We start from the raw sequence: 25,878 nt of genomic DNA on the forward strand, positions 1-25,878 counted from the left end.
CCACTTGGGGAGACCCCAAACTGGCTCCCCTTAATCCCCTCCCCGCTCTTCGGGAGGGGAGACAAAGCATAGCTTTGGCGGGGTGGGGTTCTTCGGGTTTAATAAGCAATCAAGCGGACATGATATCACTGGTAAGGGCGGATGCCATTTGCAAAAATCTTTACAACAAATGAATCGACTATAGGGGCGTACAGGTATCATCCGTGTCAACTTAAGCTATAATCCTCGTAAAATCTCGTTTCCAGTCTCTGGCTGGAAATGCATACCCTGGCAGATCTGCCGCCAGGAGAGGGAGGCGGAGCCTCAAAATAGGCATTCCCAGTCTGAGACTGGTAACGAGGCAATCTGTGAAGGGCCTATCTAGACAGGCTTTTACGTTAAGTTGACACCACTGTACAGCTATACGCCCCTACCAAAAACCTTTTTTGTACGCAATTACAAACGGCTGGATCTTCTCTATGAGAAACTAGGTAAACAAATTAAGCCACTACACTAGCGGAGAAAACAAAATCATTTGCAGTCAGGCTAGTTGAGGTAATTCCCAGCAATGAAACCAACTCTGTATTTCCGGTTTTCACGATAGTGGTACTACCCTGTTGCAACAGTGTTAGCCCACTAAATTGAGTTACGCCAATACCAGCAATTCCAATCACGTCAATCCCGATTGTAAAATCAGTGACGATGTTCTTGCTAGTTGCCAGACTGGCGTTAGCAATCCAGAATTGGTCAGCACCAGCACCACCACTCAGGCGATTACTACCTTGTTGACCGGCAAATAGCACATCATCACCATCGCCACCAAATAGCGAATCATTGACATTAGAGAAGAGTTTGTCATCTCCAGAACCACCGTAGAGACGGTTATTGCTACCGCCACTAGTGAGGGTATCATTGCCTGAGCCACCGAATAATGATTGACGAGAACCTTCAATTACTGTGAGAGCATCATTACCTGCCGCCCCAAACAAATTATTACTACCATTAGCTTCGACTACGGTAATAACATCGTCACCATTGCCACCATCGGCAGTGGTATTTTGAGCCGGGCCATTTTGACCAATAAATATCTGATCGTTACCGTCATTCCCAGATACTGAGGAGTCACTGCCTGCAAGCACTGTGTCATCACCGTTTCCAGCCAAGATTGTGTTACCTTTAGTAGCTTCTACAAAGTCTGCCCCGTCACCTGCGGAAAAGAATTGTCCTGGCTGAATATTCACAGTATCGCTGTTGCTAGAACCAAAATTAGTTAGGTTGATCCGGTCAACAGGATTACGGGGATCGTAACTAGTGGTGTCAATATTTAGAGAATTGGGCAAGGCATTGGCTATATTCTCCCAAGGCACGAGCTTAAAGTTAGAGTTGACGTTTTCGCCATCAATTGTCTTGGCAGGTTCATTGGAGCCATCTTGGGTAACAAATAAACCAAATGGGAAGTTAGGCCCCAGTGGCAGATTAATTACATCTGCACCGTCTGACTCTTGCACGCTGTCAATTGACCCATTGTTACCAATGGCAAAGTTACCCACGTATTTGTTGTTACCTTCACGAGTGTAGGCAACAAAGGTGCTATCGCCTTGGCTGGATGCTAGCAGATAACCTGTGCCGTTTTTGCCGTAATAAATGGTCAACCCTTCTGCGTCATCGGTAAGGTGAGAACCACCCTCAAAACGGACGCGATCAATCAGCTTGCCTGTTGTCCCACCGTCCGGTTCTGCCTGGAATTTCCAGATGCCCACATCTTCTTGGGCTATGTAGAGAAAGCCGGTTTCTTGGTCAACCACCATACCCTCTGTTTGGGGAGAACGCCCTTCTGTGGTGGGTGAGGGGATGGTGAACTCCCGCACCAGTTCAGCTCCAATTTTGCCATTACCTTTGTCAATCAATTTGAACTGAGCTATATCCCCAGTTTCTCGGCGACTGGTAAAGACATAGTAATCGTTAGTTACGGGGCTACGGTATAAGGTAACTCCGTAAGAACTGCGAGTTGATGTGGAATAGGGGGGTTCAAAAGGTGATGCTTGGAAGATAGTACCAATATTGCTATCGGTGATATTTTCCAAATATTGTCCGGGGGTGGTGGGATTGGGGTTAATTTTGAAGATTGCTAGTTTATCATTGTTGCGATCGCTAGCTACGGCAATATCTATCGATTGATTGCCTAATTTAAAACCGTATTGCAGGTCAATATTGTTGTAGCGAATACCACCCGGATTAACTGTTTGCAACAAATTACCAGACAGGTCATAAACCCGCAGTCCGGCATTTTTGACTGAGGTTAATACTAAACTATCAGCAGCATTTGTGGCATTAACATAGATGGCAGGATCATCAGCATCGGCACGTTGAGATGTGGAGAGTGCCGGATCATCAAAGAAATCGGGACGGGTTTCTAATGTGGGTGCAGCAGTGGGAACCAAGTCTGCACCCAAGGTGAGGATTTGGGTATACTGGGTATTGCCAAAGTTGTTGTCACTCACCAGCACAATGGACTGACGACCATCTGCTAGTTTGGGGCCGAAGGTAATACCCTCAATGTTATCTACTCCTGTGGGGTGATTGGTGTCAGTAGGCAGATTTAGGTCATTTAAATTCAACAGTAGACGTTTTTGAGCAGGTTTGATCGCTGCTAGTTGTTCAGCACTCAAATTATTGAGAGAATCGTAGAAACTAATGTCCGTTGCACCTTGTAGAGAAACTTCGTAGATTTTGATGGTGTCGCCTACACCTTGAGCAAAAGAGCGTTCCAACGCTAAGAAAGTTCCCCGGTTGTCGATCGCGAGTAAATCTGCCAAACCATTGTTACTGGAGCCTGTGTTAGGCTTGGGTGCTTGGGCGATCGCATCAGTAATATAGAGATATTCCTTTTCTGGCTGTCCAGTCACCAGATTGGATTGCAGAATCCGGGAACGGCTGCCACTGGTGAGTGAAGCGATTAATCCATCTTGGGACAGCGCGTTTTCAGTAGCGGTGAATAGGGTTTTCTGGTCGGGTGTGATGGTGAGGCTTTCAAATGCTAAGTTATTGTAAACACCTGATGTCTGCGTATCACCTGCATCGACAATACCATCGCCGTTGGTATCTTGAACTACTGGCAGGAATTTGCTGGGGACAGGTAGCGATCGCACTTCTTGCCCTGTAGTTAGTGAAAACTCCTTAATAAAGGGATTGCTAACGCGACCTGCACCAGGATTGACTTCGCCTTCAGAAGAGATGAAAACAGTCCCATTGTTAGTTAAAGCGATACCTTCTGGGTCAAGGCTGTTAAGAGCAAAAAAGTTGCCATTGGTATCTTTTAGGGTGGTGACATTAGTAAAAGTCACCCCAGAATCGGCGGCAGTGAAGGTATAAAAACGGGCAGGGGCAACTTGAGAGCGATCGTCTGAGATTGCGTAATAGCGGTTGTTAACTGCATCGTAGGTGACACCAGAAAGTCCACCCACTGGAATCTGTAGCCCATTCACAGTTCCCGCCACACCAGCAGGAATAAAGCCTGTGGGAAAAATACTCTGCGTCACATATCCAACATTAGGAATGGTTTTACCTGGTTCCGTTGCCCCAGTTTGCACATCTGCAAATATTAGACGATGGTCAGAACTGGGGAACGGAAAAGTACCGACTGGGGAGAATGTCGGGTCAGTATTCAGCGGCCAAAATACTCCTGAGTCGGCAATTTTTAGGTCAGCAGAGGGCAACACGTAGTCTGTTCGCAGGTTTCCCGGAGTAGTATCGGCAAAATCTGCGGTGTCAAAGCTAGGATTGCCTTTTTGGCTAGCGTTTGCACCAGCTTGTAAGTTTGCTTGTTGGGGGCCACCAAGACTGGTAGGGATGACATTAGTATTAATGTTGGGATTTTGCAATAATTGGCGGATAGCGTTGTCATAACTATCACCATCTAATGGATCAGCATTTTGGTCGCCCATAATTACAAAGTGAGAACCAGCAGCGATACCGCCCGTTTTGCCTGCATCATCATAGATGTAATCACCATTACCAGGGGTTATGTAATCTGCCCAGAAGCGGATTTCATCATGGTTGCGCTTGCCGTTGCGGTCTTCTTCCCCATCAAAAGTTGGGGGTGTGGGGTGGCTAACAAGGACATGAATTGTCTCGCCGTTTACTTCGATGGGTACATCCCAGTGACTTTTAGAGGAAAGGCGTAGGACTGCTAATTCCTGCTCAGAATACCAATCATTTGGCTGTGGTGTCGCGGGGTCATCGGGAAGCAAAGCATTGGGCATATCCTTCCAGAGGAAGTTTTGGAAGGTGCGGACGTTGGCAGTGTCGATGGGATATTTGGACAGCAGCAACATCCCATATTGACCAGGAAAATCACCAAATCCGAAGGCATCATCGCCATATCCCGTTGCACCTGGGGTTGTAACCACTGCGCCGTTGTTGTTCAAGTCAAACCCAGAGGCAATACCGGTGTTGGAAGGGGCAATGTAGAAGTAGGGGTAGTCTACGGGAGTTGCACCGTTCTGGCTAATGGCTAAATAATTTTGCTGGAATAGTTGAACTGCCTTTTGGGAGTAGTCAAACTCATTAATTAGCAGCACATCCGGGTTGTTACGCTGGATTATTTCCGCAACAGCTTTTGCTTGAGCATTATCGGGGCTTGACAAATCGGTCACTAATTGACCTTGAGCGTTGCGGTTTAGGGAAGCATTGAATTGGGAAAAGCGGATTGTATTATTAGTTACCATAAGTTAATTTTGGGGTAGATTCAAGTTTTGCGAAAATTAGTGGTTATCTGCGGAAAACCACAGAACCAAGTCGGCGATCGCAGTCAATCTGGAGAATGGTACTGTTAGCAGTACAGGTACTAGGCGCACGTAGATATCTGCGTTGGCGCAGCCCGCCGTAGGCATCGCATCGCTTCCCAAGTGGGGAAAATTTTGGAGTGTAAATGCCATTTTTATTGCCAATAAAAGACTGTTAACTGCAAAGATGCACCTCGCAGTTTGAACGATGACTAGGCTAACACCTTCTGGTGCCTCCGTTACGCAAACACTGAACACAATATCAACTTGGACAAGATAAAATACGTCTTCCAAACCACTGTTCCTAGAGGTTGTCATGAAGACAGCTACATAACTTTTTGGTATTAGTTATTAATTGGGCACCCTCAAAATATCCCAGCTAGATTAAGAAGCAGCTAGCAAAAGGTTAAGACAAAAAATATTTGGGGTTTGGGGCGGTTTTGTCCACAGCGATTCTTCTCAGTAATATAGCAATAGGATTTGATTTTTGAAAAAATTTAAGTATATGTAGGGTGTGTTATCGCAAAGCGTAACGCACCAAAACCTTCGGGAGGTGCGTTACGCTTTGCTAACGCACCCTACCCATATTTCAAAAATCAAATATGCGTCCTATATATCCTTACTATTTTGGAGATGTCTACTAGACATTAGTTCTGGATCTGAGCAAGAAGAGGAAGAACCACAAGATTGAATTCCCACATTATTAGCGATCTTAACTGGCGAATAATGTTTCTTTCTTTATCAGGACTTACGCAAACAATAGCCGAAAAGAAAGATTTTTAGGTAGGGGCAATTCATGAATTGCCCCTACAACGTGTAGTTTTGCGTAAGTCCTATTTATTTTTGCCAAATTGGGATGCTCCCGAAGAATGAAGCTGCAAAAAGGGATCATTCGTCTCAGTTTTCGATACATCGAAGTGCATTTCTAGAGAATTGGTATAACTTGTGAGTTGCTAATGGGAACAATAAAGAATAAATCCCTTTGCCAATACATTAATGTTTAACCGCACAACAGCTCTCACATCATCAGAACTGAAGTCTGCGATCATCCGTCATCCCCTGATAGTTAAACCGGATACGACGGTGATGGACGCGATCGCCCAAATTAGCGGCGTGCGGACTTTTTGTGAGACAACTAAAACTGTGGATGGGCAACTGGATGAACTTTATGTGGAGGCACGACCAAGCTGCGTATTAGTAGTAGAAGACGGGAGGTTGCTAGGTATCTTCACGGTGCGGGACGTGGTGTACCTGTCTGCCCAGCAGCTTTCCCTAGAGAATTTGGCGATTCGGGAGGTGATGATCCATCCAGTCGTCAGCTTGCACGAGTCTGACTTGACCGATTTATTTTTTGCGATTAATTTGCTCCAGCAGCACCGCATTCGCCACATACCTATCCTAGACGAGCAGGAGCGGGTGGTAGGACTGCTTACCAATGAAAGTCTGCGGCGGTCTTCGCGTCGCGTGGATCTGTTGCGGTTGCGACTGGTGTTTGAGGTGATGACGAGTGAGGTGATTTGTGGTGCGCCAGATAGTTCCATGCTAGCGATCGCCCAACTTATGGCAAAACACTGCGTTAGTTCCATCATCATTGTACAACCCGATAGTAGCCAAACTGAACCTCTGCAAATTCCGATGGGAATTCTCACCGAGCGCGATATTGTGCAGTTTCAGGCATTAGGCTTGAACTTAAAAACTTGTCTAGCAGAGGCAGTAATGAGTACGCCGATTTTTGCCGTGAAACCCGACGATTCGCTGTGGGTGGTGCAGCAGATCATGGAACAACGCTTGATCCGCAGGTTGGCGGTGACGGGGAAACAGGGTGAACTATTGGGAATTATGACTCAGACCAGTTTGCTACAAGCCCTCAATCCGTTGGAGCCATACAAGTTGGCGTTAGAAACAGAATTACAGCGTCAAGCAGCAAACAATGCGCTACATCGCTTGAACCAGGACTTGGAAGAGAAGGTGGAACAGCGAACTCAAGAACTACAAGCGAGAGAGGCTCAACTGCGGGATCTCTTTGACAACGCCACCGATCTGATTCAAAGCATTGCTCCCGATGGTCAAATTTTATTTGTGAATAGGGCATGGAAAGAGACCTTGGGATACAATGATACCGACCTAAAGCAGTTGTCCATTTTCCAGATTATCCATCCCGATGAACTTGTACATTGCCAGACAGTGATGCAAAGCGTATTTGCTGGCTCTTTCAGTTTAGGCATCGAAACCAGATTTCTGACCAAAGATGGCAGAGAAATCATCGTAGATGGGAATTTCAATTGTCAGTTAAAAGATGGCATCCTGATCGCCACGCAGGGAATCTTTCGGGACATTACTGATCGCAAACAAGCCGGGGAAATCATTCACCAACAGGTCAAACGAGCAGAACTGCTGCGAGAAATCACCCAGAGGATTCGTCAATCCCTAGACCTCCAGACCATTTTCGACATCGCTTGCCAGGAAATCCGCTCAGTGATTCAGGCCGATCGGGTGTGCATTTTCAAATTTGATCCCGAATCCAACTTTGATGACGGCGAATTTGTGGCTGAATCAGCTGTAGAAGGGTTTTCCTCAGTGGTGGCGATTCGGGTACACGACCACTGCTTTGGCGAAAACTATTCATCCCTCTATGCCTTGGGTAGGTCTTATGTTGTCGATGATATTTATAACGGTGGGATGACAACCTGCCACACTGACATTCTGGCTCAGTTTCAGGTGCGTGCCAATCTGATTATGCCGTTCCTCTGCGGTAATAAGTTATGGGGCTTGCTGTGCATCCATCAGTGTGCGACAACCCGCCATTGGCAGCAGTCTGAAATTGACTTTACCCTACAACTTGCCAACCAGTTGGCGATCGCTATTCAACAAGCGAATCTCTACGAGCAAATCCAGTCTGAACTATTGGTGCGGCAGCAAGCCGAAGCCAGAATTGCCCTGGAACTGCGACGACAACACGCCTTGGGGGCGATTATCCAAAAAATTCGCCAGTCGCTAGATATCAACGAGATCCTGGCAACGGTGACTCAGCAGGTCAAAGACGTGATGCACAGCGATCGCGTCATCGTGTTCCAGCTCTTTGCTGACGGCAGAAGTCAAATTGTCGAAGAAGCCTTATCTGGTGAGTTCCTCGCCCTCAAAGACCGCCACTGGGATGACGAAATCTGGTCTCCAGAAATCCTCGATTGCTACTGGCAGGGCAAGCCGCGCCTTGTCCCCGATGTGATGAACGATATTTGGACGGATTGCCTGGTGGAATACTCAATCGTTGGTCAAATCCAGTCCAAAATTATCGCACCGATTTTACAAGACGTGCGAGGCAGCGAAACCCATCGCTGGGTTGCCCCCTGGAAAACTAACAAGCTCTGGGGGGTTTTGGTTGTCCATGCCTGCCGAGAAAAACGAGTGTGGAAAGACTCCGAAGCGCAACTCCTGCAACAAATTGCCAACCAGTTGGCGATCGCCATTCAGCAAGCGAGTCTTTTTGAGCAATTACAGCAAGAACTCGCAAAAGGACAGCAGGCAGAGGCAAAGCTAACCGAGAGCAATCAACAACTGGCAGTTTCTAACCAAGAAATCGCCCGCGCCACCCGCCTCAAGGACGAATTCCTGGCAAACATGAGCCACGAACTTCGCACCCCCCTCAATGCCATTTTGGGCATGACCGAAGGGCTACAAGAGAAAGTCTTTGGCATCGTCAACGAGCAACAACTCAAAGCCTTGCAAATCATTGAGGGCAGTGGCTCTCATTTGCTGGAGTTGATCAACGACATCCTCGATGTGGCAACAATTGAAGCCGGACAGATTAAACTGGACTGCACCTCAGTTTCAGTCGCTGATCTGTGTCAATCCAGTCTGGCGTTTATCAAACAGCAGGCATTCCAAAAAGGGATTAAGGTTGAAATCAAACTTCAGCTGAATCTACCTGACCTGCTCGTGGATGAACTACGCATTCGGCAAGTGTTAATTAACCTGCTTAACAATGCGGTGAAATTCACTCCAGAGAAGGGACGTATTACCTTAGAAGTTACCCAACTTTCCCCGGATATCTCAACTAGCGATTCAATCGGGCAACATTTTTTGCACTTTGCCGTCAGCGATACAGGCATTGGCATCTCGCCAGAGAATATCAAGAATCTATTTCAGCCCTTCGTGCAAATCGATAGCGCCTTAAATCGTCAATATCCAGGTACAGGCTTGGGACTGGCATTAGTGAAGCGAATTGTCGAACTCCACGGCGGTAGGGTGGGGCTAACCAGTGAACTGGGTGTGGGCAGTTGCTTCACGATTAATCTTCCCTATACTCCCAGTTGTGCCCTCTCACCGGAAATGACAGCAGATGATAAACCAGATGTTATTCTAAAACTGGACTTTCCAACCACCGATGAAGCCACAAGCCTTGCCCCTCTGATCTTGCTAGCAGAAGATAACCAAGCCAATATCAGTACAGTTTCTAGCTACCTCAAAGCTAAGGGCTATCGCATTCTGTTAGCACACAATGGTCAAGAAGCCATCGACGTTGCTAAAATTCACCACCCTGACTTAATTTTGATGGATATTCAAATGCCAGGAATGGACGGTCTAGAGGCAATGAAACAGATTCACCTCGATCCTAACTTGGTTGATATTCCGATTGTGGCGCTCACGGCGTTGGCGATGACGGGCGATCGCGATCGCTGTTTAGAAGCAGGAGCCAACCACTACCTAAGTAAACCCGTGAAGCTCAAGCAACTGACAATCACCATCCAACAGCTTTTAATTCCAACAAAAGATCACAAATGAATGTGCCCTCTATTTTAGTAATTGACGATCAACCCGATAACTTTGATGTCATTGAAACACTCTTAAGTAAGCAAGATTATCTGCTGCACTACGCTGCTAGTGGTCAAGAAGCGATCGCATCCCTCAACATATTTCAGCCAGATGTGATTTTGCTAGATGTGATGATGCCTTTAATGGATGGGATAGAAGTGTGTCAGCGAATTAAAGCCATACCGCAATGGCAGCCAGTTCCCATCATCATGGTGACGGCTCTCACCGCCAAAGAAGACCTGGCTCGCTGCCTCAAATCAGGTGCGGAAGACTTTATTAGTAAACCTGTCAATGCTGTTGAACTGCGGGCCCGCATTCATTCAATGCTCAGGATTAAGCAACAGTACGACAAGATCCAAAGTTTATCAAATATCCAAGCAAGTAGCATCAAAGTCTTGGAAAGCACACTTGATGAATTGCGCGGTAACTTGGCTTCTACTTTACCCCATGAACTCAATACACCACTAAATGGCATCGTGGGAATTATCAGCATACTCATCGAAGATATTGACGGCATGAATATTGCCGAAATCCATGAACTTTTAGGCTTGGCAGATAAATCCGCCCGTAGACTAGAAAAATTAACTAAACAATTATTGATCTATTTAGAACTAGAGCTATCAACACACCAGCAGCAAAACATCGAACCTCAGTCAACTCATTTTTCAATGGCAGCGATCGCAGCAGCTTTAGAATCTCATGCTCAAAGTGTTAATCGCAGCGATGATCTCATGTTTGCAGTTGAAGAAGCTGAGGTTTCAATATCGGATCGATATCTAGCGATTATCCTCCATGAATTAGTCGATAATGCGCTCAAATTCTCCCAGACTGGGACAGCTATCAAAATCAGTAGTCAGGTGGTGGCAGGAATGCTAAATGTCTATGTCCATGATTTGGGACGGGGCATGACAGAAGAACAGATATCTAAAATTGGTGCTTTCATGCAGTTTGAACGCAAAACTTATGAACATCAGGGCATAGGCATGGGCTTAAAGCTTGTCAAAAAAATCGCCGAACGTTGTGGTGGGCAGTTCTCAATTTTCAGTGTCTATCAACAGGAAACAAAGGTACGTATTGCCTTACCCATCGTCAATAAATGATAGTTTTATCATTAAATAGTTCAGCCCTACAATAATACTTTTAAGCTCTTTTTGCCCTCCGGTATTAATAATAAGTCTTTTACCGGATATGATTTAAGGTGGGCTGTTACCCACCTTAATGTAAATCTGGATTTCAGTATTTTGGTGACAGGAAAAAACTATATCTTCTGGGTTTTGCGAAATTGCTCTTACCTGTTAAGTAATTCAAACATTAGCGGAAATTACCAGGATTTAGACGAGCACCGTTAGGTTGAGACTGACGACGAATTGCGACTCCACTCCGCAAATTGTTTCCAGTACCGCCATCTTCGCGAGCAAGGAAAGGTTTCAGATTAATCCCACCTTTTGATGAACTAATCCGATTATTGCCACTACCCAAAAGTGTGCGTCCTAAATTATATAATTCGTTTCCTCCACTACTGCGATCGCCATAAGTGTTAACGGCTATAGTCTGCTGTCCACTGTCAGCAGTAGTCAAGTTTTGGAAAACGCTATTGCGGATAACAGAAGGGTCTTTCCCACGTGGTACTGTCAACACAATTCTACAGGTTGGGTTAGCTTCAGTTGTGACGCAGACAATATTTTCGTTATTTTCTACAGCTGTCTGGAGTTCTTGTAAGCCATCTGGGCGATAAAGTTCTAAACGACTGGCAATTGCTGCACAACGCCTTTGTGCATCCCAACCACCACCCAAAGCCGCAGGTGCTGCCCAAGGAAAGAATTGTCCAGATTGACTTTGTGGCTGATACATGACAGTATACTGACCATTGTAAGTCTGACAGGTAAACCGAGTTGTGCCGTCAGCTGAAGGTGAAGGTGGTATGCCTGTCGATGTGTCTATTGGTACTGGTGCTGATGTACCGCCTGATGGGACTGTTGGTACTACTACACCCTCGCCAGTAGAATCATATTGCGCCATTGCTGCGGAATTGCCCAGACACAAAGATAAACCAATACTGCCCAAAGATATCAATCGAAGCAGTTTTGATGACATAAATCATCCTCCACTAGAAATAGGTAGGGAATTGATAGTTTAAGTGACGAATAATTCTGGTTTTTGATTCATCAAAAACGCTATTTTTTTCCTCTCTTGCTTTTTTCTCTTCAAAACACAAAAAACCCCGGCGAAACTAGCCGAGGCAAGAGAGAGAAGTACGAATGACGATGAGATACAGCGATACCGAAATCAAAAAATCTTAGCTAACGCTAAAACCAACCAAAACTAAGGTAGTGATAATTAAACTCCCAAAAAGACCCTGTAAAACGTATTTACGTTGTTCCCAAATTGCCGGGTATTCAGCGTAGTATATCTGGGGTTCAGCTGCGTAGTTATTGAGAATGCCGTCTTCATTAGTGGTGGTGTACATAGTTTTTTCTCTTTTTTGTTTACTTATGTAACTAAATTTAACAATATTGTTACAAAGCGTCAATATAACTTGACAAAAAAAGGCTGATGGTAACTATAAAATTCATTTATCAGGGATGGGGAATTTAGGCGAAGCTGCCCCAGCTGCCGAAAGCGCCATATCTGACGCAATTTTTTAAATCGCAAAATCTAAAATCCAAAATGGTATAAAAGATTAGAGACACGTTAGCGCGGCGATTTCGCGTCTCTACTAGTAATCGTATTTAGCGCTCATCAGTTGCAATCATTTTTGGATAAAGTAAAATCTACATCTAATTATTCATCACCGCATCCAAAAGCACATTGGCATCAAAGCGGACTACATCGGTGCAAGGTAGCCCAGTTTCTGCTATTGTTTGAGCGATCGCTTCTTGAGCCGCAGACTCATCTAGATGGGCTGTGTTAAGCGCTATACCCACCACAGGAACACTTCCAAAAGCACCACCAGCACTAGCAACAGTTTCATAAAGCCGAATCACCTCTGGTAAAGGTGGAATTAGTACATGGGGATGATTACGCACATGAACTTGTCCCGCCCGATGGACTAACACCAGTTGAGTTGGTTGGGAACCACGAATCAGGGGTAGAGTTGCCGTTGAACCAGGGTGTAGCAGTGAACCTTGTCCTTCAATGTGCAGGATGTCGTAGTTTTTGCCATAGCGCATGACTATCTGTTCCACAGCACCAGCGGCAAAGTCTACGCGCACGGCATCTAAAGCCACGCCGTCCCCTTCTAACATCACGCCAGTTTGGCCTGTGGCGAGAAATTTAGAACGCCAGCCTCGTAGTTTTGATGCCCAATGCAACTCTAGGCTAGTTGACATTTTACCGATCGCCATGTCGGTTCCCACCGTCAACACCCGCCGACACGGGAGGGTGCGTGCCATTCCACTAGCAACACTGATATTAGACGGCTCTTTTCGTACATCCCAAATTAGTTGCCCTGGTTTGAGCAGTGCATTTAACTCTGGTATGTTTGCCATTGGTGTATGTAAACCATTCACCAGCGACATTCCAGCTTCTAGAGCGTCTTTAATTTCATGCCAGTAATCATCTGGTATGGCACCACCACCTGGGGCAATGCCTATTACCAAAACTTCCGGCTTGTACTCCAGGGCTGCGGCTACCGATGCCACAATTGGCACATCACGCTTAATACCTGTTAATTCTGGTAGGGATTTGCCAGCAGACTCGCGATCGATTACGGCTACGATTGGGGCTTCACTATAACGTAAAATTGCAAGCCCTGTTTTGCCGTGAGTCCCAGTAGTTCCCTCATGTAGTAAGATAGCTACTCGTTGATTAAGTGGCAGACGCACTGTGTTGTACCCCCAAACCTGGTAAATCGTTTGGCAAAACTCTCCCTTCTTTTACCAATGCACCCGTAAAGGGATCATCGATTAAGTTGAGGTGACTGTCTAAATCTAGATAATCAGCTAGTGGCGCTAGCTGTAATGCTGCTGTATTAGCTAGCGAACTGTCAGAATAGCAACCGAACATTACTTGCAACCCATAGGCTCGCGCTGTATGTACCATTCGCATCGCCTCGGTTAGTCCCCCTGATTTCATCAGTTTGATATTAATGCCATCCACGTAGTTTGCCAAATCGGGAATATCGGAGCTTGTGAAACAACTTTCATCCACAAAGATGGGTAGAGGAGAGTGTTCTTTGAGTTTTGCTAAACTTTTTTCCTGCCCCCGTGGCAATGGCTGTTCTACATATTTTATACCTAATTCACCTAGCCAATTGCACATCGCGATCGCATCTTCTAAATTCCAACCTCCGTTGGCATCAACAAAAAATTCTGGTAATGGTGCTTCTTCTCGCACTGCTAATAGCATTTTTTTATCTGCATCTATGCCATCGGGACTGCCTAGCTTGACCTTGAAAAGCCGGACATCAGTAAATTGTAACCAGTCTCGCGCTCTCGCCCTCGCACCTTCAGGGGAATTAATCCCAATTGTGACAGAAGTCGGGACTATGGTGTTGCGATCGAGTCCCCAAATTTGCCACAAGGGTAATCCTACGCGCTTACCCAACCAGTCGTGCATTGCTATATCCAAGGCTGCTCTAGCAGCAGAAGGAACCTGGTTTTGTATTAAAACTTGCTCAATTTGCTGCCGTTGTAAGGGGCTAAATGCTTGCAACAGTGGCACAACTTGCTCTAAAGCGTCTTTGATCGTATCAGTTGATTGCCGATGATTACCCACACCGAATGGCGACGCTTCCCCCCAGCCTTCGATCCCATCATGTGAAATCTTCACCCATACATTCGTTGTCTGTGCCGTTGTGCCCCGACTAATGGTCAACGGAAATCTCTTGTTTACTGTAAATAAATTTACATTTATTTGCATATTTATTCTGCATATTATGCTATTGCAAAAGCCAGTGTAAGTTCAAAGTTTAGATGATCGGATGCATCTGTTATACTTTTTTACATTCATCGCTTGACGACTAAATTTTTTATACATAATTTTATTTGTTACTGAATTTATGAACAACTTAAAAAAATGGAAGACTTTAAAATCACAAATGGTTTTAGATAACCCCTGGTGTCAGGTAAGGCAAGATGAAATAGAATTGCCTAACGGTAAAATTATAGATGATTATTTTGTCAGTATTAAGCCTGATGTTGCGATGGTTTTACCTATCACTAGTAATAGAGAAATTATTTTTGTCCGGCAATATAGACATGCAGTAGGTGAATTTTTCTTAGAACTACCAGCAGGGAATTTCGACCCCACAAAAGAGAGTGCCGAAGTAGCAGCAATTAGAGAACTTAGAGAAGAAACTGGTTATATTCCCCAAGAATTTAGAAAAATAGGAACTTTATACGATAAGCCAAGTAAAGATACTAATCAAATACATTTATTTTTAGCAGAAAATGTGAGCAAAGTTGGAGAGCAACAACTAGATATTACAGAAGAGATTAGGAAAAGCATTCTTAAAGTTGAGCATTCGCATTTGCAAAGTGCTACGGGAGTCATTCTGTTGTTGCTCTTTTTGGCGAAGTTGTTGCTCAAGATATTTTTGCAAGTCTGACTCATCTTGAGCGATCGCTTCGAGTGTCATCGTGTACTGCCTAAGTTTTACCGCCATACGCGTCGCAAATTCATCAATGTCTGAAGCAGCAACAGATTGAAGTTTAATTTGACAGTGGCTTTGCTCAGTTTTAGCTTGGTGTTGCCGATTTTCAAAAGTCTGAATTTCTCGAATCAAGGCTTCGCGTCGTTGTTCGACTTGGGCTATTTCTTCCTGGGTTGACTGAAGTTGCGCTTTTAACTGCTTAAGATAGTCGGAACTGGCTTCTAGCTGCTGCTTTTGTTTTTGTAGGTTGTGACACTCAAGTTCAACCGATCGCCAATCAATTTCGCTGAAGTCAGTAAATCTCATGAAATTTTCCAGCGAGGATGTTTGCTGACGGCGCTTTTTAAGCTGACTATCTAGCGATTGAATTTCTTTCTCAATCTGAGTAAGTTGTTTATTAACCTGACTCAATTCAGTTTCTAGCGCGTTGATTTTGCTGGCATTATTCCAACCCAGAATGTACTGGCTGCCATCGCTAATCCGAAATCGGTCGTCTTTCTCATGGCGTTCTTTGCTATGTTTAATCAGCCCAGTGCGAGTAATGGCGCGGATTTCGTGCTGAAACTGTTCTTCATCGCAACAGACATAATTCAACTTGCGTACTAACTCATCGCGTAACCAATGGGAGAATCTGCCATTATCTTCCTTGATTTCTAACTTGTGGGGAACCTGACGGGGTTCGAGGGCGCGTTGTGTGGGATTGGGAGTTGAAGCAGTAACGCGATAGTAAAATAAATGTCCCTTCAAATCGGTCTGATTTACATAGGCATTGACTGTTTGATAGTCTGCTTCAGAAACAAGCACAGATAAACCAAACTTTCGGAGTAGTCGCTCGATCGCACCTTCCCATTCCTGTGCTTCTTTGCGGATTTGCAAGAGTTCTCCGACAAATGGCAGATCGGTATCATTTAAGTTTAAGTCACGGGCAAGGCGATCGCGGATATCTAGATTTCTTTTAGGAATCTGGCTCTTGCGACTGCGAAGTGATTCTAGCTCTTCGTTGAGTTTAGCCTGCTGTTTTTGCAAATCACTGCGAAGCGTAATTTCTTGATCTCGTTGTGCTTCTAATGTTTGTAACGCTGTATCAATTTCGCGTTTAAGTTCCTCTCCTTGGGTTCTATTAGCGAAGAAAGTGGTGCTATCAGTGTAATGAGTAAGGTTCAGGAGTTGGGTGAGGCGATCGTATTCCTGTGCCTGACCGCGTTTGGTCTTAACCTGATCCTGGCATTGCTTTATTTCCCGCGTTAGTTCCTGTAAACGTTGCCCATCGCTATCTTTATCGATGGCGGAGTATAACTGTTTCTCTTGATCGCGCAGTTCTGATAAGCGGCGATCGCTTTCGGTTCGTTGATATCGCAACTGAGTTAAATCTTGTTCAATTTTTTGCAGTTCTTGAGTTAACAAATCAAATTTCTTACTAGCAAAGAAGGCAGGAGCAACGTCTTTAGATTCCTGATACTTTGCAACTTCCTTTTTCAGCTTTGTATATTTTTCTGCTTCTGCCGTTAGTGGCAAAAGTGCCTCTAACTGTTTTCGTGCATTCTGAATTGCAGTATGGGAAATAGTTAAGTTCTCATAACTTTCTTCCAACTCACGGATTTTTGTTTGCACATCCGTTTTCTCCAACATGTGATTGCGAACAAAATCATTCAATCCACCAATCTCTTTAATACTGACTGTTTGATTGAACAAATCTAATGCTTTTTCGGATTCTAGACCAAAGCGTTTGCGAAACTGCTGACTATAGTCCACAAATTTCTCAAACGTTTCTGCGCCGAGCATTTTGAGTTGTTTCTTTAAGTCTGCAATCCGAGTAAATTCGGTGAAATGGGAGGCAATTGTTAACTCGGCATCCGCAACAACAAAGAACTTTCGCACCTCCCCATCTTGCATCCATAGCACTTGTGCCAGTGTCACATCTTGTTTGCTGACGCGATCGCTAAAATAGGCAAGTAACACCGAAGGCTTTCCTTTGTCTCGCAGTAATTTGGGTTTTGAGCCATAGGATTCTTCCGCACGAGTCCGACCGTAAGCTCCCCGAACATAGCTTTTCTCATCCCGCTCTTTTTTGCCAGTCATGCTGGAAGCTTGGTTATAATTCCGGCGTTTATTTGCAACAAGTAATGTCAACAATCCATCCACCAGCGTCGATTTTCCTGAGCCGTTTGCTCCAGTCAGCAAGGCAATGTTTCCCTGCAAATCCAGTACCCAGGGGCGTTGGTCAAAGGTTCCCCAATTCAGCACTTCAAACCGTTGGAGGCAAAAGCCTGCCAGCGCTTTGTCATTGAAATCACCCATTTGTTCAATCGGCAGGACGATTTGCATAAGCCGCTAACTTTTGTTTCAAGAGTTCGATCAGGAGTTCGAGGGTATCAGCATCAACTTTGGCTTTGAGGATGGGACGCACTTCGTAATTTTCATCTTGTCCAGACAAGCGTTTTAGGAATCCTAATTCCATCGCCTGCTTCACCAGTCCATCCACCTCGCGCCGAAATCTTTCCTCATTATTCCCTTCCTGTAGGTAAGGTTGCAACAAATCTCGGATTTTTTCTATACTAAGAACCAATCTCCCTGTAGCGTCGCTAGCATCGAACTGTCGCAGTTGCTCACGCAGCAATACGCATAAAACGGTGATTTTAAAGCCCAATGGATGGCGGGCGGTTAGACGGGGAAGGGGTTCAGTCTGGTCTTCCGGGTCGGGGTCGGGTTGTTCTAGGTAGGCAAATCCTTCAGTTTCGTAATGTCGGACTTGCAGACCAATCTTGCCAAAATATTCTTTAATTGGAGTTAAATAACTTTGCAATCGATCCCAATGTGAATCATCACTGTAAATAGCTCCCCGCAAAAGTTTGAGAATGACGTGTGCATAGGGTAGAGGCGCTTGAGGTTGCATTGTTTGGGCACTCAGCGGCAAAAGATAACTTGTGGTAAGGTCAGATGGAGTTGCTTTTCTGGCTCCAAGCTGGTAATTACAATCAATTCAATTGTACTGGTATTAATGGAATGACGATCGCATTGAGTGGCGATCGCTAGATACGCAACAATCTCTGGTAATCCCTGCGTGACTGGATAGAGTTGGAGCAGTTCTGTTAGCAATACTTCTGTTCGCTGTTCGAGTGTTCGTTTAATCCGTTGTACCAACGTCTCCTCATCCACATAAAACTGCTGATAAAGTGCAATAATTTCCTCATCCAGCATGACTTCTGGTAAATCACTGAAATCCATTGAGAATGTCGGCATTTCTGACTCCTCCAATGGATGGAAAGGACGTGCCATCACCAGATTTATGGTTGGTTCGCCTTCTAATACCCAAAAGTCTGGCTCTGATGGCGCAAGAGTTGCAACTTGTAAGGCAAGGCGTTGCACTTCGGTAATCAGTTCAGCCACACGTCGATTTTCCATGAGATTGCGTTCATCCAACATCTGACGTAGTTTTTCTGCCAGTCGGTGATTGGATTGCACGATATAATCTCCTGCATCAATCAAAATGCGCTCAATCCGACGCAGTAGCCCATACTCCTGAGTTAATGGCTGCAATTCTTCTAGGGTATAAATCTTTTTAATCAGAGATTTTAGTTCCTGGCGGTTGCTAGTTGACATCAGGAAATTCCAGAATGCATAGAAACTACGCCCTTGGTCAGAATCTTTCAATTGCTGATCTGCATCTAGCACTCGACTGATTACTGTTCCTTTGCGAGTATCTTGCTGAAGTTGAGCTTCTTGTACGGTACGAGTTAAACTGCGAAAGTTTTGCTCAACTGCTCTAAAATCTGCGATTAACTGGGTGGTGACTTGGTTTGCCAGACGAAAACGTTCTTGCAGTTGTGTCGGGTTGTAGGGATCAACCACTCCTGTCTGACGAATTTGGTCAATCTCTTGCTGAATGCGATCGCGATCCTGTTCTAGTTGAGTAATTCGCGTCTCGATGTCCGTTGTACTGCGATCGCGAATTTCCTTTAATAGTGAGAAAATCTGCAAGAAGCGAGATTCAGTTCCCACAAACTCTTCTCGCCGCTTCAGGTCTTCTAACCACGCGATCGCTTTCTCCGCAGCCGGAGTTAGTGTAAATACTGGATCGTCACTGCTGTTAAACGTTTTTCTCAAAAGCTGTTCATCACACCATTCATTGAGATACTCTTGAGGCGATCGAGGATTAAAATCTGGATCAATGTCTTGCAGAAACTCTAGATAGTTATCCAGCTGAGTTTCTAACTCTGATTGAGTGATAGAAATGCGCTGAGTTACCTTAAACTGTTTGTAAAAAAAACTCAGAATTAGAGCAGCGTTATCGTTATGGCTTCGTAAAAGCTTCAGGGTGGCAGAGTTTTTTAATTCATGCTTAATTTGTTCATATTCCATAGCAGTTTTTCATCATGAAGTAAAGCAGAGTTAAGAAAAGACAATGCAAGCAACTATAGTCGTAATTTCTCAACACAGCTAACTTTGAAGTTTAATTTCTAATTTTCAGTTTTTATCTTGCCCATTGCCGCAAAATGTAAGCATAAAAAGCCTCTTTATCTACCTTATCCATCGCATAAATTTTCCGACCGCCAGGAACTACTTTAGTCCGCCCCTGGCTCAGACCTGTGGTGATAATTTCTGTTTCCCATTCGCGCAGTTGATAAAATTCTGGATGTCCCAAATAAGCCGTTGCCAGCACATCCCAGAAATAATAATCTTGGGGGATAACTAGTGCATAACATTGTCCGGCTAAATCAGAGATGGGATAGTGGCGTTGTCGTCCCATTTTGTATACTAACTCCGATGTGACTGGGACATTGTTAGTTAAATCCAAAGGACACATAATAATTTCAATTTGAGTTTGCCATACCCGCGCGGCTGAAATTGCGTCCCAATAAACATTCCATTCGGCGGAACCATCTTGTCCAGCTTCCAGACTTTTTTCCACATTACCACCGACATTTAATGCCCCCCCCATCCACACAATCTTGTGAATCTTGGCTTCAATGTCTGGTGCTTTATCCAAAGCCACTGCAACCGTCGTTAACGGCCCAGTTACCATCAATGTTACGGGGCTTGATGCGTCACGTAACACCTGTATGATAAAATCTTGACCTGTTTCGGCAACCAGAGGCGTAGTGATGGTTTCGCTTTGATTGAGAATGGGAAGATGGTCAACGATAAACGAATCACGGCGATATAAAGTAGGAAATGGATTGATACCGCGCACTGTGCTTTCTGCAACCGGGATATGAGAAAATCCCATCAAATCTAGAATTTTACGTGTGGCGCTAACAGCTGGTTGAACGTAACAATCTGCTGGAGTGACGACAACACCAAGGAGTTCAATATGATCCATCGTCAACAGCAGCATTGTTGCTAGATAATCATCAACACCGCCATCGTGATCCATTAATACGAGTTGTTTTGACATAAAAGGAGAATTAATATGGATGAATTTATACAGGCTGCTATTCAAGAAGCAAAACAAGGCAGACAAGAAGGTGGAATTCCCATTGGTTCGGTTCTCGTCAAGGATGGCAAAATTCTCGGCAGAGGACACAATAAACGTGTGCAAGACGCCGATCCTGTCACCCACGCCGAAATCGATTGTCTCCGCAATGCTGGGAGAGTTGGCAGCTACAGAGGTACAACACTCTATTCAACTTTAATGCCGTGTTACCTGTGCGCTGGAGCAGTGGTACAATTTGGCATTAAAAAAGTCATCGCTGGAGAATCCAGAACTTTTCCTGGTGCTAAAGAATTTATGGTATCTCACGGTGTAGAAGTAATTGATCTTAATCTTGACGAATGCGAACAAATGATGAGTGAGTTTATTCAAACTAACCCGGAACTTTGGAATGAAGATATTGGTAATTAGAGACGCGATTAATCGCGTCTGTACAGGAGTTAGGAGTAGCTCTGCCAAGGTGACTTTTGATCGGAGAATTATGGCAGGAGCGATCGCTATCTAAAAAGCAACACAAAAGAACAAGGTAAATACTGTGTGCAATGTTTGAACGATTTGTCAAACAAAGTTCACTGAGCGTAATAGTACGGGGGCTGATGGAAAAAGGCTACTCATTACTTCTAATCCAGCAAAAGTGTGCTGTTATTATCAATCAGGGTAAGAGTTCCACTAGTAGCCATACCTGGATTGGGCTGTGCCAATGCACTATAGGTTTGAATGTAACGCTGCACTTCTAGCGGAAAGTTGGGATAATCTAATACTGCATCTCCATCGGCAATAATTGACCAGAAGTCTCGCAAATTAGGAGCTAATTCTTTTGCCTGTGATAATGGTAAGTTTAATGGAGAGTGAGTTAGTAGCTTGACTAGGAAGGGGAAAGAGCGATCGCCCATCCATTGCCGCGATGACTGTTGCAAGTCGGGGAACTCAGGCACTGATTCTACCCGATGAGATACAATTTGCAACGATTCTTTACCTTGGTTATCCCGATGAAACTCTAGCACCCGATAAGGGTGAGGATAGCTAACTAAAGAGCCAGTGGTAATATCATATACTCCGTCTGAGTAAGCAATATCCTGAACGTGCAAATGCCCCGTAAATACTAGTTTGATTCCGTAGCGTCTCAGCAACTTTAATAGTTCTGTTGAATTCGCCAACATATAGCGATTTGCCAGTGGATGGTTTGATTGATTGGGTAAATGCTCCAACACATTATGATGCACCATCACCAGAACTAATTCATCACCAGACGCCGCTAGCACCTCTTCTAACCACCGTAGCTGTTTGGCATCCAAACACCCCACCTGCTCACCTTGGTCATTAAAGGAGTTAGAATTCAGTCCAATCAGCTTAACTCCAGGCAGCAACTGACGAATGTAGTAAATCTGCTGTGGATCTTCATAGCCAAACTTCGTGTAATAGTAGGGAAAATCCGCAAAAGCGATTGATTGCTGATCAGCCAATAGCACAGGAACGTCATGATTACCAGGAACAACATAGACGGGAAAAGGTAGCTGGGCTAAACATTGTTGTAACCAGGCGTGGTTCTCTGGTTCGCCGTGCTGAGTTAAATCTCCTGGTAACAACAAGAAATCTAAATCGAGTTGTGTTAAATGTTCGAGTACACTTTTAAACGCCGAGATACTGACTTCTACCAGATGAAACCGGCTGGGATGATTCCAGATTGTGTGGGGAAGTGCCAGGTGTAAGTCGCTGACTACCGCAAAGCGAAAATTGAGAGCCATTGATTTATGAAAATGTTAAAAGCAGGGGTTAAAATAAGCCTTTTCCCAAAAGTATAACCCTTACTTTCTCTCCCTGCTCAGGAGTGTGTCTACTTAACATTTGTATACATCAAGCATCGACGATTACACGCTATGGTGACAATTATCCGCACTTCAATTAGCGTAAACCAACAATTAATGGGTAATAATTCAATAGTGTTAGCGGCACGAAATGCGTAAGCGTAGCTCGTCGTAGACATCGCTTTGTTGACTGCCTGCTACTCCCCTTTTCGATAAAATAACTTAGCAGATCAGCAAGGAACAGGTTCAGGACATGGCTCAAGCTAGTATTGGGATTATTGGTGGCAGTGGTCTGTATAAAATGGACGCACTCAAAGATGTAGAAGAGGTGCATATCCAAACCCCCTTTGGTTCACCATCTGATGCTTTGATTCTGGGGACTTTGGATGGTACACGGGTAGTTTTTTTGGCGCGTCATGGCCGCAATCACACGCTGTTACCCTCTGAATTACCGTTTCGCGCTAATATATATGCGATGAAGCAATTGGGCGTGGAGTATTTAATCTCAGCTAGTGCTGTCGGTTCCTTGAAGGAAGAGGCGAAACCACTCGATATGGTGGTGCCAGATCAGTTTATTGACAGAACGAAAAATCGGATTTCAACGTTTTTCGGTGAGGGAATTGTTGCTCACATTGCCTTTGGTGATCCGATTTGTAAGAATTTGGCTGTGGTGTTGGCAGATGCGATCGCATCTCTCAATTTACCAGAAGTTACTCTCCATCGCGGCGGTACTTATGTGTGCATGGAAGGGCCAGCTTTTTCCACCAAGGCAGAATCGAATCTGTACCGCAGTTGGGGTGCAACAATCATTGGCATGACGAATTTACCAGAGGCGAAGTTGGCTAGGGAAGCCGAAATTGCTTATGCAACCTTAGCGCTGGTGACAGATTACGATTGTTGGCATCCAGACCATGATAGTGTGACGGTGGAATTGGTGATTGGCAATTTGCTGCGGAATGCTGTGAATGCTCAAAAGGTGATTCAAGAAACTGTGCGGCGTTTGAGTGAAAATCCACCGCCGAGTGAGGCGCATTCGGCGTTGCAGTATGCGATTTTGACTCAGTTGGATAAAGCACCAGCAGCGACAAAGGAAAAGTTAGGGTTATTGTTGCAGAAGTATTTGTAGTATTGGTGATGAATGAGCGATGTTGATGACGGGCTACGCTTACGCAGTTTCTTAATACAGTTCTGTGTAAAAGCGTAGCGTTTTTAATGCAGGGGAACGCATTGGTATTGTAAGCTGACGCATTGGCTTTGTAAGCTAACGCATTAGCATTGTAAGCTGACGCATTGACATTGTAACTCGACGCATTGGCTTTGTAAGCTGATACATTGGCATTGCAGGGGATTGTCAAATTGAATTTGCTAGGAATTAATGAAATGCTGTATTTAGATTAGAGCAAGAGCGATCGCTCTTGCTCTAATCTTTTTGGTCACCCGGACACAAAGTAATATTGCTGCGTCAACAGCAGTCTTAGCTGGGCTAGTATTAAACAAGGAGCTGATTAAAAGGTTATTACGGAGTGATGCTATGCGCGAGTCTATAATTTATCAGGATATCCAGCAGGAAAAAGCTTTATCGATTGTTACACGACAACTTCGCCGTAAGGTTGGAACTGTTCCACCTGCACAGTTATTGAAAATACAAGCTTTAGATTCAACACAGTTGGATGATTTAGCAGAGGCTTTACTTGATTTTTCGGGTTTAACCGATTTAGAAGCTTGGTTAGCGCAAACTCAAGGTTAATGATGCTATGCGCGAGTCTGTAATTTATCAGGATATCCAGCAGGAAAAAGCTTTGTCGATTGTTATCCGACAACTTCGTCATAAAGTTGGAACTGTTCCACCTGCACAGCTATTCAAAATTCAAGCTTTAGACTCAACACAGTTGGATGATTTGGCAGAGGCTTTACTTGATTTTTCGGGTTTAACCGATTTAGAAGCTTGGTTAACGCAAAATCAAGGTTAATACAGCAGAATTGGGGAATTGTCTGAGTCAGAATAGTTTATTAAATTAGAGTAAGAGCGATCGCACCATTATTTGAAATTATAGAGGCGATCGCAGTTTCTGAGATTACAGCAAGAGCGATCGCTACGACGGGCTATTCGGTGACGCACTAAATCTTACCCCTCCCTAATCCTCGTCGATATATTGGGGAGGGAACCCATCGCCCCACTATTCGCCCCGCAACTTGTTCAACTCCTCTGGTGTAAACGGATTTTCGCCTGCATTTAGGGCATTAATCCAACTTTGGCGTTGTGCTTTATTCTCATTAGCGTTATCAGTTGATTTAATGTATGCTTCAAAATCTTCAACTGCACCCTTGGTATTGCCAGTTAGCGCCCTTGCCAAACCCCGGCTATCTTGAATATTGCCAACTGACATAAACCGAGCAATTCTTCATCAGCTTGACGAGGAATATAAATACCACCGCCAGCCTGTACAGTTCCCCCAACAGTGTAAATGCTTGGATTAGCCATGCTCATCCCCCATCATCCCTCGTTCCCTGACTCTGGCAGGGAATGCCTACAAGGAGGCTCCGCCTCCAGACTTCATAATTAGAGGCAGAGCCTATGTGAGAGCGTTCCCAGTCAGAGATTGGGAACGAGGTGAGAGTCGTGCTAAGAGTGTAAATGCTTGGATTAGCCACGCAGATGCTCCCGGAAATAATCGGCGTAAAGTTGACAACGGGGAAACACTACACGCCCTTCCCGACGTACTAAACCTGCACCCCGCAAACGGAAAAAGATGCGCTCATTTTCACAGGTGTTCTGGCGAATTATTTGGAATATACCTTGAACCAACTCCTGTTTGTTATGCAGCCGGAAGAGGTGATTACGCAGATGATTGCCAAAGGGGCCATTATCTGCGATCGCATTGGCAAATAGTTCGGTAGGATGGAGGCGATCGCTAGCAACTGAGTAGAGTGCAAGGCGTACTAAGTAAGGATGTCCACCCAGTAATGCCATTAATTGCTTTTCTTCACTAGCGTTGAAAGTTGAACCATGACGGCGGTTTAAATCAGCAACCTGTGCTGCTGTAAAATCTTCTAAATCAATTACTAGCCCAACATTAAAAGGGGATTGGTTGAGATTATCAATTAGCTGGTTGGGTTCGGTGGAAGTAACCAGCGCTAAATCCAGTTGCTTCCAGATAGGAGTAGTGGCGCGGCTATTGTGCCAGCTTCGCAGCATTCCAAAGAAATCAGAGCGAAAATCAGTATCAAAGACTCTAGGACTTACGCATTGACAGAAAAGCCAAAATAACAGATATAGTTTTCAAGGCTTATAGCTCGATTTTCCAATTATATTTTTGCGATCATATCCAATTAATGGTGCTTGACAAAAGCCTGAAACAACGTATTTACGTCGATGCACAAGATAGTTATTTTGTACAGTGCGTAAGTCCTAGACTCTTTCAACTTCATCCATCGCTAAGACAATGGGATTGCCAAACTCTTTGAGGCTTGTCT

General features: G+C 44.7%; 20 protein-coding genes and 1 pseudogene. 7 read left to right on the forward strand and 14 right to left on the reverse strand.

Annotation, left to right across the window (positions count from 1 at the left end; translation table 11 throughout):
• Nucleotides 1–479 precede the first annotated feature (479 nt).
• Nucleotides 480–4,706, reverse strand: a complete 4,227-nt coding sequence (locus tag V7K30_RS02380; protein WP_334996737.1) for a phytase — start codon at nt 4,704–4,706, stop codon at nt 480–482.
• Between the two features lie 36 nt (nt 4,707–4,742).
• A complete protein-coding gene (locus V7K30_RS02385) occupies nt 4,743–5,081 on the reverse strand; it encodes a hypothetical protein (RefSeq protein WP_334996739.1) in 339 nt (112 codons plus the stop codon).
• Between the two features lie 678 nt (nt 5,082–5,759).
• On the opposite strand from V7K30_RS02385, the gene V7K30_RS02390 reads away from it, so the two are divergent.
• A complete protein-coding gene (locus V7K30_RS02390; RefSeq protein WP_334996741.1) occupies nt 5,760–9,545 on the forward strand; it encodes a GAF domain-containing protein in 3,786 nt (1,261 codons plus the stop codon).
• Nucleotides 9,542–10,675, forward strand: a complete 1,134-nt coding sequence (locus V7K30_RS02395; protein WP_334996743.1) for a hybrid sensor histidine kinase/response regulator — start codon at nt 9,542–9,544, stop codon at nt 10,673–10,675. Before V7K30_RS02390 ends, V7K30_RS02395 begins: the two co-directional genes overlap by 4 nt.
• Before the next feature lie 211 nt (nt 10,676–10,886).
• On the opposite strand, the gene V7K30_RS02400 is transcribed toward V7K30_RS02395, so the two are convergent.
• The 4 genes from V7K30_RS02400 to V7K30_RS02415 all read right to left on the reverse strand — a co-directional run bounded on the left by V7K30_RS02400 (nt 10,887) and on the right by V7K30_RS02415 (nt 14,435).
• Nucleotides 10,887–11,669 carry a COP23 domain-containing protein gene (locus V7K30_RS02400; protein WP_334996745.1) on the reverse strand — a complete coding sequence of 261 codons (783 nt, stop codon included), beginning with the start codon at nt 11,667–11,669 and terminating at the stop codon, nt 10,887–10,889.
• Nucleotides 11,670–11,871: 202 nt separating this feature from the next.
• The gene (gene psb34 / locus V7K30_RS02405; RefSeq protein WP_334996747.1) at nt 11,872–12,042 is read right to left on the reverse strand and encodes a photosystem II assembly protein Psb34; all 171 of its coding nucleotides are present in this window, start codon (nt 12,040–12,042) and stop codon (nt 11,872–11,874) included.
• Between the two features lie 310 nt (nt 12,043–12,352).
• The gene (locus V7K30_RS02410; RefSeq protein WP_334996749.1) at nt 12,353–13,399 is read right to left on the reverse strand and encodes a DUF1611 domain-containing protein; all 1,047 of its coding nucleotides are present in this window, start codon (nt 13,397–13,399) and stop codon (nt 12,353–12,355) included.
• Nucleotides 13,383–14,435 (reverse strand): dipeptide epimerase, encoded by a 1,053-nt coding sequence (locus V7K30_RS02415; protein WP_334996751.1) that lies wholly within the window; start codon nt 14,433–14,435, stop codon nt 13,383–13,385. The genes V7K30_RS02410 and V7K30_RS02415 overlap by 17 nt, the downstream gene beginning before the upstream one ends.
• A 139-nt stretch (nt 14,436–14,574) precedes the next feature.
• On the opposite strand from V7K30_RS02415, the gene V7K30_RS02420 reads away from it, so the two are divergent.
• Nucleotides 14,575–15,123, forward strand: coding sequence for an NUDIX hydrolase (locus V7K30_RS02420; protein ID WP_334996753.1), 549 nt, complete (start codon nt 14,575–14,577; stop codon nt 15,121–15,123).
• 1,794 nt (nt 15,124–16,917) lie between these two features.
• On the opposite strand, the pseudogene V7K30_RS34170 reads toward V7K30_RS02420, so the two are convergent.
• From V7K30_RS34170 to V7K30_RS02440, 4 genes and pseudogenes are all read right to left on the reverse strand, one after another.
• A pseudogene (locus V7K30_RS34170) lies at nt 16,918–17,493 on the reverse strand (ATP-binding protein); the annotation flags it as partial.
• Nucleotides 17,471–18,061, reverse strand: coding sequence for a DUF4194 domain-containing protein (locus tag V7K30_RS02430; protein WP_334996755.1), 591 nt, complete (start codon nt 18,059–18,061; stop codon nt 17,471–17,473). The gene V7K30_RS02430 and the pseudogene V7K30_RS34170, both read right to left, overlap by 23 nt.
• 11 nt (nt 18,062–18,072) lie before the next feature.
• Nucleotides 18,073–19,527, reverse strand: a complete 1,455-nt coding sequence (locus V7K30_RS02435) for a DUF3375 domain-containing protein (protein WP_334996757.1) — start codon at nt 19,525–19,527, stop codon at nt 18,073–18,075.
• A 112-nt stretch (nt 19,528–19,639) separates the two neighbouring features.
• Nucleotides 19,640–20,563 (reverse strand): nucleoside hydrolase, encoded by a 924-nt coding sequence (locus tag V7K30_RS02440; RefSeq protein WP_334996759.1) that lies wholly within the window; start codon nt 20,561–20,563, stop codon nt 19,640–19,642.
• Between the two features lie 15 nt (nt 20,564–20,578).
• Between V7K30_RS02440 and V7K30_RS02445 the strand changes: the two genes are divergently transcribed.
• Entirely contained in the window at nt 20,579–21,010 is a 432-nt protein-coding gene (locus V7K30_RS02445) for a nucleoside deaminase (protein WP_334996761.1), read from the forward strand.
• A 209-nt stretch (nt 21,011–21,219) separates the two neighbouring features.
• On the opposite strand, the gene V7K30_RS02450 is transcribed toward V7K30_RS02445, so the two are convergent.
• Complete coding sequence (locus V7K30_RS02450; RefSeq protein ID WP_334996763.1) at nt 21,220–22,344, reverse strand: metallophosphoesterase family protein; 1,125 nt, start codon at nt 22,342–22,344, stop codon at nt 21,220–21,222.
• A gap of 313 nt (nt 22,345–22,657) precedes the next feature.
• Here V7K30_RS02450 and V7K30_RS02455 point away from each other — a divergent pair, with 313 nt between their 5' ends.
• The 3 genes from V7K30_RS02455 (at nt 22,658) to V7K30_RS02465 (ending at nt 24,374) form a co-directional block, all read left to right on the forward strand.
• A complete protein-coding gene (locus V7K30_RS02455; RefSeq protein ID WP_334996765.1) occupies nt 22,658–23,530 on the forward strand; it encodes an S-methyl-5'-thioadenosine phosphorylase in 873 nt (290 codons plus the stop codon).
• A gap of 405 nt (nt 23,531–23,935) precedes the next feature.
• Nucleotides 23,936–24,151: a DUF4351 domain-containing protein gene (locus V7K30_RS02460; protein WP_334996767.1), complete on the forward strand. Its 216-nt coding sequence runs from the start codon at nt 23,936–23,938 to the stop codon at nt 24,149–24,151.
• Between the two features lie 7 nt (nt 24,152–24,158).
• Nucleotides 24,159–24,374 carry a DUF4351 domain-containing protein gene (locus tag V7K30_RS02465; protein ID WP_334996769.1) on the forward strand — a complete coding sequence of 72 codons (216 nt, stop codon included), beginning with the start codon at nt 24,159–24,161 and terminating at the stop codon, nt 24,372–24,374.
• A gap of 207 nt (nt 24,375–24,581) precedes the next feature.
• Here V7K30_RS02465 and V7K30_RS02470 read toward each other — a convergent pair whose 3' ends face one another.
• The 3 genes from V7K30_RS02470 to V7K30_RS02480 form a co-directional block, all read right to left on the reverse strand.
• A complete protein-coding gene (locus V7K30_RS02470) occupies nt 24,582–24,791 on the reverse strand; it encodes a tetratricopeptide repeat protein (RefSeq protein WP_334996771.1) in 210 nt (69 codons plus the stop codon).
• Nucleotides 24,743–24,886 carry a hypothetical protein gene (locus V7K30_RS02475; RefSeq protein WP_334996772.1) on the reverse strand — a complete coding sequence of 48 codons (144 nt, stop codon included), beginning with the start codon at nt 24,884–24,886 and terminating at the stop codon, nt 24,743–24,745. The genes V7K30_RS02470 and V7K30_RS02475 overlap by 49 nt, the downstream gene beginning before the upstream one ends.
• Nucleotides 24,887–25,048: 162 nt before the next feature.
• On the reverse strand, nt 25,049–25,675 hold the full coding sequence (locus V7K30_RS02480; RefSeq protein WP_334996895.1) for an AAA-like domain-containing protein: 627 nt from the start codon (nt 25,673–25,675) through the stop codon (nt 25,049–25,051).
• Nucleotides 25,676–25,878 lie beyond the last annotated feature (203 nt).

Origin of the sequence: Nostoc sp. (genome assembly GCF_036917655.1) — a bacterium.
Classification (GTDB): domain Bacteria; phylum Cyanobacteriota; class Cyanobacteriia; order Cyanobacteriales; family Nostocaceae; genus Nostoc.

Bases quoted from the DNA above. Each gene is read 5' to 3' on its own strand.
- V7K30_RS02380 (WP_334996737.1), bottom strand. From the start codon at position 4,706: ATGGTAACTAATAATACAATCCGCTTTTCCCAATTCAATGCTTCCCTA.
- V7K30_RS02385 (WP_334996739.1), bottom strand. From the start codon at position 5,081: ATGACAACCTCTAGGAACAGTGGTTTGGAAGACGTATTTTATCTTGTC.
- V7K30_RS02390 (WP_334996741.1), top strand. From the start codon at position 5,760: ATGTTTAACCGCACAACAGCTCTCACATCATCAGAACTGAAGTCTGCG.
- V7K30_RS02395 (WP_334996743.1), top strand. From the start codon at position 9,542: ATGAATGTGCCCTCTATTTTAGTAATTGACGATCAACCCGATAACTTT.
- V7K30_RS02400 (WP_334996745.1), bottom strand. From the start codon at position 11,669: ATGTCATCAAAACTGCTTCGATTGATATCTTTGGGCAGTATTGGTTTA.
- psb34 (WP_334996747.1), bottom strand. From the start codon at position 12,042: ATGTACACCACCACTAATGAAGACGGCATTCTCAATAACTACGCAGCT.
- V7K30_RS02415 (WP_334996751.1), bottom strand. From the start codon at position 14,435: ATGCAAATAAATGTAAATTTATTTACAGTAAACAAGAGATTTCCGTTG.
- V7K30_RS02420 (WP_334996753.1), top strand. From the start codon at position 14,575: ATGAACAACTTAAAAAAATGGAAGACTTTAAAATCACAAATGGTTTTA.
- V7K30_RS02430 (WP_334996755.1), bottom strand. From the start codon at position 18,061: ATGCAACCTCAAGCGCCTCTACCCTATGCACACGTCATTCTCAAACTT.
- V7K30_RS02435 (WP_334996757.1), bottom strand. From the start codon at position 19,527: ATGGAATATGAACAAATTAAGCATGAATTAAAAAACTCTGCCACCCTG.
- V7K30_RS02440 (WP_334996759.1), bottom strand. From the start codon at position 20,563: ATGTCAAAACAACTCGTATTAATGGATCACGATGGCGGTGTTGATGAT.
- V7K30_RS02445 (WP_334996761.1), top strand. From the start codon at position 20,579: ATGGATGAATTTATACAGGCTGCTATTCAAGAAGCAAAACAAGGCAGA.
- V7K30_RS02450 (WP_334996763.1), bottom strand. From the start codon at position 22,344: ATGGCTCTCAATTTTCGCTTTGCGGTAGTCAGCGACTTACACCTGGCA.
- V7K30_RS02455 (WP_334996765.1), top strand. From the start codon at position 22,658: ATGGCTCAAGCTAGTATTGGGATTATTGGTGGCAGTGGTCTGTATAAA.
- V7K30_RS02460 (WP_334996767.1), top strand. From the start codon at position 23,936: ATGCGCGAGTCTATAATTTATCAGGATATCCAGCAGGAAAAAGCTTTA.
- V7K30_RS02465 (WP_334996769.1), top strand. From the start codon at position 24,159: ATGCGCGAGTCTGTAATTTATCAGGATATCCAGCAGGAAAAAGCTTTG.
- V7K30_RS02470 (WP_334996771.1), bottom strand. From the start codon at position 24,791: ATGTCAGTTGGCAATATTCAAGATAGCCGGGGTTTGGCAAGGGCGCTA.
- V7K30_RS02475 (WP_334996772.1), bottom strand. From the start codon at position 24,886: ATGGCTAATCCAAGCATTTACACTGTTGGGGGAACTGTACAGGCTGGC.